Below are 7,530 nucleotides of genomic sequence, written 5' to 3' on the forward strand. Positions count from 1 at the left end.
TGGGAGATCTCTCCAACCTGTTCAAGTTATTCGATCAACTCGATGCAGCGACAAAAGGTTGGTATGATGAAATGGAAGGGGTGACCGAGTAGATATAAGCAACCGTTCGTCACCGGAAAAAGACCGTTCGGTTCATTTCCTGAGGAATCCTGTGTTGAAATGAACCGATCGGTCCAATTTTGCGTATCTACTTCATCATGACGAAAGCACAACGTACGCGTCAACTAATTATCGAAAAGGCTGCGCCCATCATTAATAAGAAAGGAATGGCGGGCACTTCTATTACCGACATTATGGAAGCTACGCACCTGGCCAAAGGCGGAGTATATGGTAACTTCGAAAGCAAAGACGAAATATCGTTGGAGGTATTTGATTACCTGCGCGATGCCCGGCGCAAGCGCATAGACGGAGTACTCGCCGCACAAACCACTGCGAAAGCCAAGCTCTTCGCGTTGCTTGACGTATATGGCGATGTGGCACGTCATGATTCTGGTGGATGCCCGATTCTGAATTTTGGCATCGAAGCTGACGACACACATCCGCAGATGCGCCAGCGCGTGCGGGAGGCGATCCGGTTTGCCGAAAATCGTTTTGTTAAACTCATTGAACTCGGTATAGCGAACAAAGAATTTTCGAAACGGTTTGATGCCACTACTTTCTCAATAAAAGCATTTGCCATGCTGGAGGGTGCTACATTCATTAGCCGCTCCATGGGAAATCTTCAGCAAATGAAAGTGGTTATTGAAATTTTAAAAGAAGAAGTAGAAGCAAACGTATTGAAGTAAATCTATATACAAGCATGCTGGAAGTAAGCACTCTGGGTGAATATCGGAAACATATAGGCGGGCCTTCCCCACTATACGATGATATCGATGTGAGGCGCATAGATTCTCCGATCACGTACAAAAAAGAATATGAGCCTATCCGCCATCGCATCTATTCCATATCGCTGCATATAGATATGGAAACAGGTGGTAAGCCCCTGCTATATTTCAAAATTCCCTACCAGGTTGTAGTGGCAGACCAGAAGAAGCCGACTTGCAAAAAAGGATATTGTGTAGCATTTACAGAATCGTTTCTGGAAAAATACCGCGGTCTTGCATCACTCATGTTCGATGTACCTTTTCTGCGTCTTGAAAATACGATTCCATTAGAACTGGAATACTGTGATGTGCCTTTATTGCAAGGTATATATGAGCAGATGTGCGATGAGTATAACTCCGATCACAGCGACCGGTTTGATATGATCGTGAGCTACCTGCAAACACTTATGCTGCAGATCAGACGGATCTATAGTCGCTCTGCAGCGTTTATAAAAGAAGTAGTGCAGTCGGGCAATCAAAATGATATTGCCATTGCCGGCCAGTTCAAGTTTATGCTGGATACGTTCTTTAAAGAGAACGATAACAACCAGGCAAGCCGCACGGTAGCGCACTATGCATCGCGACTGTCTGTGCATCCTAACTATCTCAATGCCGTGGTGAAACGCGCCACCGGAAAAACAGCGCATGAGCTGCTGCAGGAATATATTATTCGTTTTGCGAAAGATATGTTGCTGCAAACCAATCTCAGTGTAAAAGAGATCTCGTATCAGCTATCGTTCAATGCGCCCTCGCATTTTGTAACGTTCTTCAAGAAGAATACATCCTATACTCCGGCACGCTTCCGGCAGATGTCGCAAAAGGTTTTAGTATAATTATTTCCCACAGAACTCACAGAATGACACAGAATAATGCGTAAAAGTTCTGTGTAAATCTGTGAGTTCTGTGGGAAATTTTTACTAACGATGATGGTAAGCGCTGCCTAACGCTTCAAAAAGACTATATTTACTTTTCATCATCTTCCATGACACCTGCTAAAACTCCAGCTATCACAGCCGATCCCTGGCAATCGTTGCAAACTTTTACAGATGCGCGAATCGCGTTGGGTAGAACAGGTGTGTCTGTTCCTTTACAGGAAGCGCTAAAGTTTAAGCTGGCACATGCACACGCACGCGATGCTGTATACTCATCGCTGGATTGTGATGCCTTGATGCAGGCACTTGAGATTTTTCAACTACCGCTATACCGGCTACACAGTATAGCCTCCACACGAGAAGAATACCTGAAGCGACCTGATCACGGACGAAGACTAAATACATCTTCGGTAACATTGTTAAAGGAGATTAGTCCTTCTCCAACCGAAGTCGCCTTTGTACTGGCTGATGGATTATCTGCCACCGCTATTAACAAGCATGCCATACCAGTGTTAAACTTCTGTATCAGCATGCTAAAACATTCGGGTATATCGCTTGCGCCGATAACATTGGTAGAGCAGGCACGTGTGGCAACGGGTGATGAGATTGGTGAATTACTACACGCCAGGCTTGTTGTAGTGTTGATAGGCGAACGCCCGGGCCTGACTTCACCGGATAGTATGGGCGCCTACATTACCTATGCTCCTGCTGTTGGTCTTACCGATGAAGCCCGCAACTGCATCAGCAACATACGCCCCGAAGGATTGCCCTATAAAGAAGCTGCCGATAAAATATTCTATCTGATACAAGAAATCCTGAAACGCCAATTGTCGGGCGTGAATTTGAAGGACAACAGCGGAGAAATAACTGCGAGCGTTTAGAAAGGCTGCAGGCTACAAGTCTCTGGATCCTGGACAGTTGAGGTTAAGATTCAAAAAACCGCATCAAGTATAAATCTGCATCTACCATACCTGATGCGGTATATATGCTATACTCAGCCTCTCCGCACAGCCAGCGGCTATTCGGAGCGGAGTACTTTGGCTGGGTTGGTGCTGGCGCCTTTCAGAATGTGAACACTCACCGTTCCCAAGGCAATTAATGCCAGAATAACGCTGGGTATAACAAACAAATCCCACGTGAGGTTGATGTGAAATGCGAAACCTCCGAGCCAACGATCTATACCATACCAGGTAATTGGCAAAGCAATCACCGATGCAATCAACACCAGGATCATAAACTGACTTGACAGCAACGACATAATGCTTGAAGTGGAAGCACCCAATACCTTACGGATGCTGATCTCGCGTAGCTTTTGCGTAGTAGTAAAGCTGGCAAGTCCCCACAGACCGAGGCAGGCTATCACGATGGCGAGCCCGGCAAACAGGCTGAATATTTTTCCGAATTGCTGATCATCTTTATACTGTTTATCGAAGAAATCATCCAGGAAATAATAGTCGAACGGGTTGCCCGGAAATACTTCTTTAAACTTGGCTTCAATCTGCCTGATAGACTCCGGTATATTTCCCGACAGGCGCACGGAGTAATTTCTTCGCGAAACTTTATCGGAAGCTAATAGAATCGGTATATGTTCGCTCTTCAGCGAATTCCAGTGATAGTTTTTCAATACGCCGATAATGTTTACGGTATCATCGCCCAGTATAATTCTTTCTTCCAGCGCATGCTGTGCATCGCCCAATCCAAACGTTGTCAGGGCAGCTTCGTTTACCAGCATTGCTTCGCGATCCGATTTACGGTCCGGGTCCCAGGGTCTTCCCGAAATAAGTTCCATTTTATAGGTTGCTAAAAAGTCAGGATCAACCCAGGCTACATTTCCGCTCTTGCTTTCCTCCTGCTGTGTGCCATCTCTTCGCATGCCGGTTCCCCAGTTAAAACCGCCACCGGGTATAGATGCCGAGGTGGCTACATTTTCTACCGATGCAATTTTCTTTATCTCATTTTTCAGCGTAATCAACTTCTCTTCTGCCGTCTCACGATTTTCAATTACACTCGGGCCATTGAAGATCAACATCTGCTCCATATCAAATCCCTTATCCTGGCTGCGCATGAACATCAACTGTCGATAGATAGCAAATGTACCGGCAATCAAAATGAGTGAAGCAACAAATTGAAAAACCACCAACGCTTTTCGTAACGAGAAACCGCCGGTAACTTTATCAGCGCCACCCTTCAATACAGCAGTAGTATTGAATGACGACAATACAAAAGCAGGATAAGCGCCCGACACCAGCGAGCCTACCGCAAACAATCCAAATAGTATACCCCACAAACGTATATCGGTAAAATCAAACACAAGCTTCTTGCCAACTATATCTCCTAGCACTGGCAGCAATAAAAACGCTATCAGCACGGCAATCACAATACCGATGAAGTTTACCAGCACGGATTCAAAAATAAACTGCGACATCAATTGTGTTCGAAAGGCTCCGATCGCCTTCTTGATGCCTACTTCACGTGCACGTTCAATGGCTCGTGCTGTAGAAAGATTAATATAGTTTACCCAGGCAATGGCCAGAATAAAAATAGAAATGATGACGAAGAAGTAAATAGTATTCACGCTCATGGTCGCGCTTGACTCATTGTTGAAACCCGGTGTGAGGTGTATATCGCGTATCGGCTGAAATGTGAGGACTTGTTTGCTGTTGGACTCCGCTAAATCTTTACCCTGATATTTCTGTATGAATGCAGGCAGTTTCTTTTCAACCTCCTTATGATCGGCACCCGGTTGCAACTCAATATAAGTTACGAAATTATACCAGCCCCAGCCATTGTCATTTTTATACTGACCGTTCTGCATAATGTTCTGAAACGACAACAGGAAGTCGAATGGGAAGTGTGAGTTTTCCGGAACGTCTTCAATCACGGCCGTTACCTGGTAATCACCATCAGCCCAGCCACCGGATATAGTCATGGTTTTACCGACCGGATCTTCATTGTTAAAATATTTTTTGGCTGTCGTCTTTGTAATCACCATGGAGTTCGGCTTATCCAACGCCGTTGCCGGATTACCGGCTATAGATTGATAGGTGAAGACATCAAAAAAAGTAGAGTCTACAAACTGTATATTTTCTTCGTGAAAGCGCAACGGCTCCCCTGCCGATGCATTGTTACTGATTACAGCACCACCATACATGGGGTGCGTGCGCACATAGGTTTTTACTTCAGGTATATCCTGTACCAACAAAGGTCCCTGTGCATAACCGGAGAGCGGGCCGGCACTGCGAAATTCGCCATTGGTATAGCTCGATGTTACTGTGCGGTATATATTGGGAGCATTCTGATGATAATTATCATAGCTAAGCTCGAAGTCAACGTACTTGAGGATAACCAGGCAAACCGCTACACCTATAGCAAGGCCAGCGATATTGATGAACGAATACAACTTCCGTTTCAGAAGATTACGGAAGGCAAGTGTGAGGTAATTCTTGAACATACGGGCTTGGTTTGATATATATTGTTAATCGTGAGATGCAGGTTTTGCACTAAAAGTTGTACCACACGGCAATATCTGCCCACACATCGTCCCTTCTGTCGTAATGCACAATGTTGTTCCGGTCCCATCAATACTTAAAAAAAGAGAAATGGTTACAAGAAAGAAGCCAATCAACGTTCTCCTAATAACTGTTAGGGATTATCATGGTTCTGTGTATTTTTGGCAATTGAATCACGTAAACCATGAGTACGGAAGCAATTTCTCCTTCTAAAACCGATCACAAACCGTCCCTTGCCGGACATGCCGCGCCTGAACCTTACAAACCGAAAAACAAAGTGCGGATTGTTACAGCCGCAAGTCTCTTCGATGGGCATGATGCTGCTATAAACATTATGCGCCGCATTATCCAGGCAACGGGTTGTGAAGTGATTCACCTGGGGCACGACCGCAGTGTGGAAGAAGTGGTAAACACGGCTATACAGGAAGATGCACAAGCTATTGCCATGACGAGCTACCAGGGTGGGCACAATGAATATTTCAAGTATATGCACGACCTGCTGCAAGAGAAAGGCGCAGGTCATATCAAGATCTTTGGTGGTGGTGGTGGTGTAATTCTGCCCGAAGAAATAAAGGAGCTGATGGATCATGGCATCACGCGCATTTACTCACCTGATGATGGTCGCGCCATGGGCCTGCAGGGAATGATCAACGACCTCGTTCAGCAAAGTGATTATCCCACCGGGCTGAATGTGATTGATGATGTGACAGAGCTTCATACGAAGAATCATTTGCCGATCGCACAACTGATCTCCGCTGCAGAAAATTATTACGATAAGCATCAATCGATTTTTGAACAGGTAAAGAAGAAAGCAGCTACATCCAGCGCACCCGTGTTGGGTATAACAGGTACCGGTGGTGCCGGTAAATCTTCGATGGTGGACGAGCTTGTGAGAAGATTTCTGATTGACTTTAAAGACAAGACGATCGGTATTGTTTCCGTTGATCCTTCCAAACGAAAAACGGGTGGCGCTTTGCTGGGCGATCGTATTCGTATGAATGCCATTAACAATCCGCGTGTATTCATGCGATCGCTGGCAACACGTCAAAGCAATCTTGCACTCTCTGCGTATGTAAAAGAAGCGATACAGATATTGAAAGCAGCAGGATATGATTTGATTATCCTGGAAACCTCAGGTATAGGGCAAAGCGATACTGAGATACTGGACCACAGCGATGTGTCGCTTTATGTAATGACACCGGAGTATGGTGCAGCAACCCAGCTTGAGAAAATCGACATGCTTGATTTCGCGGATGTAATTGCACTAAACAAGTTCGACAAACGTGGTGCCCTGGATGCCTTGCGTGATGTAAAGAAACAATACCAGCGCAACCACCAGCAGTGGACGAAGAAGGTGGAAGACATGCCTGTGTTCGGAACAATTGCTTCACAGTTCAACGATCCGGGCACGAACCAGCTTTACAAACATATACTTGATAAGATAGTAGAGAAGACAGGGGCCGCGTTGCAATCTAATTTTCAAATTACACGCGAGATGTCGGAGAAGATATTTGTTATACCTCCACATCGTACACGTTATCTCAGTGAGATATCCGAAAGCAACCGTGGTTTCGATCATTGGGTAAAAGAGCAGGCGGCATGTGCACAAAAGCTATATGGTATCATGCTTTCCATCGAAACCCTGCAACAATCTTCAATTGAAGACAAAGACCGGTTGATCAAAGTATTGCAGGAACAATTCGAAAAGCTGAAGCTCAACCTCGATCCGAAAAACTTTAAGGTCATTGAAGAGTGGAAACAAAAAGTACAGCAGTATAAAGAGCCGCTCTTTAAATTCAAGGTACGCGATAAAGAGATTGGTATTCAAACACACTCGGAGTCGCTGTCGCATCTGCAGATTCCAAAAGTGTCGTTGCCTAAATATGAGGCGTGGGGAGAGTTGCTGCAGTGGAGCTTGCAGGAAAACGTACCGGGAGAATTTCCCTATACCGCAGGTATATATCCGTTCAAGCGCGAAGGCGAAGACCCCACACGCATGTTTGCCGGTGAAGGCGGCCCCGAACGCACAAACCGCAGATTCCACTATGTAAGTATAGCAATGCCTGCCAAACGGTTATCGACAGCATTTGATTCGGTTACACTCTATGGCAACGACCCGGATTATCGCCCCGATATATATGGCAAAATCGGTAACTCGGGTGTAAGCATCTGCTGCCTGGACGATGCAAAGAAATTATACAGCGGCTTCAACCTGGCCGATCCTAAAACATCGGTGTCCATGACCATCAACGGTCCTGCGCCCATGTTGCTGGGATATTTTATGAA

At 45.6% G+C, this 7,530-nt stretch carries 5 protein-coding genes; 4 read left to right on the forward strand and 1 reads right to left on the reverse strand.

Translation table 11 applies throughout. The features are described 5' to 3' along the window. Positions 1-197: 197 nt before the first annotated feature. The 3 genes from V7Q33_RS22955 to eutC all read left to right on the forward strand — a co-directional run bounded on the left by V7Q33_RS22955 (position 198) and on the right by eutC (position 2,616). Positions 198-785: a TetR/AcrR family transcriptional regulator gene (locus V7Q33_RS22955; RefSeq protein WP_333821442.1), complete on the forward strand. Its 588-nt coding sequence runs from the start codon at positions 198-200 to the stop codon at positions 783-785. A 14-nt stretch (positions 786-799) separates the two neighbouring features. After that, the gene (locus V7Q33_RS22960) at positions 800-1,696 is read left to right on the forward strand and encodes a helix-turn-helix domain-containing protein (protein ID WP_333821443.1); all 897 of its coding nucleotides are present in this window, start codon (positions 800-802) and stop codon (positions 1,694-1,696) included. Between the two features lie 149 nt (positions 1,697-1,845). Further along, the gene (gene eutC / locus V7Q33_RS22965; protein ID WP_333821444.1) at positions 1,846-2,616 is read left to right on the forward strand and encodes an ethanolamine ammonia-lyase subunit EutC; all 771 of its coding nucleotides are present in this window, start codon (positions 1,846-1,848) and stop codon (positions 2,614-2,616) included. 137 nt (positions 2,617-2,753) lie between these two features. On the opposite strand, the gene V7Q33_RS22970 is transcribed toward eutC, so the two are convergent. Continuing rightward, a complete protein-coding gene (locus V7Q33_RS22970) occupies positions 2,754-5,186 on the reverse strand; it encodes an ABC transporter permease (protein WP_333821445.1) in 2,433 nt (810 codons plus the stop codon). A gap of 242 nt (positions 5,187-5,428) precedes the next feature. Between V7Q33_RS22970 and V7Q33_RS22975 the strand changes: the two genes are divergently transcribed. Next, on the forward strand, positions 5,429-7,530 hold a 2,102-nt coding region (locus tag V7Q33_RS22975), incomplete at its 3' end, for a methylmalonyl-CoA mutase family protein (protein ID WP_333821446.1).

Origin of the sequence: Ohtaekwangia sp., assembly GCF_036786105.1 — a bacterium.
Taxonomy (GTDB): domain Bacteria; phylum Bacteroidota; class Bacteroidia; order Cytophagales; family Cyclobacteriaceae; genus Ohtaekwangia.